Here is a 2,608-nt window from a genome sequence, read left to right on the forward strand (position 1 = left end):
TTATCGCTACTATAAACAGCCTTTAAGATAAATACATCTATGCTATTGTCATAATAATTAACATACACATAGTTGTCACCAATTTTACCTTTACGATCATTTTGACCCCAATGATTCATGCTAAGAATCATGTCGAATTTGTTGCGAGCATCTTGTGGTGTTGTGTCTCCTAAGTAAACCCAATATGGATTATGTGTTCTATCGGTAGGAAAGTACCCGTATGCTTTGTCTTCATTAAGTCGAATAAGTCCAAAATATTCTGTTGAATAATCGTATGGGTTGTTATAAACATACAAATCACCAATCTTTGCCTTTTTGTTACTATTAAAATCAGACCAATGATTTAATTCAACATAAAATTGATTCAACCATTCTCTGATGTTTGAACTCCCTAATCGAGGGTAATAATTGGACGCATTGATAACGCCAAGAATGTAATATTCGTTATTTTTTTTAAAAGTAACGGCACCGCCATTGTCTCCAGCTTTAGTAAGGGATTGGTGTGATTGGTACGCCTTAGCTGGGGGTTGTATACAAAAATAACTGCCGTCATTAACCCCTTCCCCTTCAGGACAGTTTTTGGCTGGCCTAATCTTTCTGACAAGGGAATCAAAGGAATAATACAACTCACCTATATACGGGTATTTGTCAGCGTAACCGAAAATAAATTGATGTGAATCCCCCCAAAAACCAAATAAAGTCAAAGCGGTTTTGTTAGCGAATGCTGCCCGTTCTTGATTTATTGTTGGTATTTTTACAAAGTTAATATTATCTCCAACAACAGCCTTTTGCAATTCTAAAATGGCTAAATCCTCATGGGCTGTTTTGTCTGCTCTAAGTTTTTGATCTGATTTTAATGCTCCAAACTGGTGAATTTCCTTTACTCCGTAGGGCTGGTTGTTGTAATAAACTGTTATATCAGAACCCAAACAATGTTTTGAAGTTATTACTATTGTTCTAGAAAGAAGAGAGCCTGAGCACAGATTCTTATCATCTTGAATGCGAACTTGAAAATTAACATCAGCATCGCTAGATTTATGATGCATTTTGTCAAAAGCAAATGCGGGCTTTGCTAATGTAACCATTAGTCCAATTAATATAAAAAATGTTAATTTATATGATTTTTTTAAAGTATTTTCTTGATAATGCATATTGCCTCTCTAATTTTTTGATGATTAAATAATTGTTAGTTTTTTAGTATGTTTTCTATTCTAAAAACCAACTCCTGAAACATATTAACAAGCTCTTATGTAGCTGTGGATTATTTGTAGTTTGTATAAAATTCCACTTTGATTCTTTTTGTATTTTGTAACAACTGAAAGAAAAGTTATATTGTACTGATATTTAATCCCTTGTGGGAAATTATTGAAAATAAAAAAATCACAACATAATTCCCAAATCCAAAAATAGAACCACCCAAACCCACAATCAAAATCAAAACCAAAAAAAAACTCACTCTATTCAAATCCTGTACCCACCAAAACACAAACATTTTCTCTAAATTTGACGAAATGGGTGTAAATTAGCCAATATTTTGAGATTCTTGTATTAACCCAGTGTGATTTAGGGATAGGGAATGCAGAAAATAGTGCATTTTTATCTAAAAATAAGAATAATAGCTAGCTATTTACCGAGTTTTTGGTGGAAAATGCGCTATCTTACATGGGTTTTATAAATTATATTGGGTTAATACAGGGTCTCAAACAAGATTCAACAATCTAAAATTGCTTATTTCGAATAAGCTAAACCCTAAATTCAAATTCTAGTTGAAACATTCCTACTGCGTTTTCTTTATTTAGTCGCCCCTTAAAAACCACCCCAACCAAACCAAAACCACCCATTTTCCCAACCATCTAAATCAACAAAACTGCTTTTTATCCAGCACCACAAAAAACCTTAGGTATTTTACAAAAAATAAGCCCAGTTTTTGCCAAAACAAAAAAATAGTGGCTATCACCAGCCATTTTCTCAAATTCCAAGCACAGGCAGCCATTAAAACATTAATCTCATCACCAACTTGCCCTTTGAGTAGGTTTCTAGAGAGTCTAAAATCTGATTTAAGATGTCCGATAATCGGCTCAATCGCTGCGCGTCTTTTACACAGTTTGCGCTTTTTGTCTTGTTGATAACGATTGTCTCGCTTAAGGGCTTTTTTAGGCAGGATGATGTTTGCACCGAGCACTACCTTTGCACCAACATAGCCTCGGTCGCATACCGCTTGTTTGATGGGTTTGTTTCTGTTGCTATTAGCATGGCTTATGGCAACATTTAAGGTTTTTGAGTCGTGAATATTTTTATCATGACTGGCTACGCCAACAATGATGTTTGTGTCTTTGGTTGAGACGATTGAGACTTTATTGCCATACTCGTATTGTTTGTGGTCTTTGCCTTTGGCAATGACATACACATCAGGCTCGTGCAATGAATAGATCTTGTTCTTATCTTTGGGTTGTTGTGCTAATACTTGTTGGTAAAACAAAAAATCTTTTTGATAAGTTTCAAACAGGCTGTGTGTGTGAAGTTTGCGTTGCAATTCTCTGATGAGTTTGTTGGCAATAGTTCTTAGGCGGGTTAAGGCTTTTTTAGCTTTGGCACGCTTTTTAACATG

2 protein-coding genes are annotated in these 2,608 nt (G+C 34.7%); both read right to left on the bottom strand.

Annotated elements, in window-relative coordinates; all coding sequences use genetic code 11:
* Positions 1-1,151 (bottom strand): trypsin-like serine protease (locus BHECKSOX2_RS01170; RefSeq protein ID WP_139682125.1); only part of this gene is annotated, 1,151 nt, incomplete at its 3' end.
* Between the two features lie 707 nt (positions 1,152-1,858).
* The coding region (locus tag BHECKSOX2_RS01175) for a transposase (RefSeq protein ID WP_180323605.1) at positions 1,859-2,608 on the bottom strand (750 nt) is incomplete at its 5' end.

The sequence above is a fragment of the thiotrophic endosymbiont of Bathymodiolus puteoserpentis (Logatchev) genome, from assembly GCF_900127505.1.
In the GTDB taxonomy this organism is placed as follows: domain Bacteria; phylum Pseudomonadota; class Gammaproteobacteria; order PS1; family Pseudothioglobaceae; genus Thiodubiliella.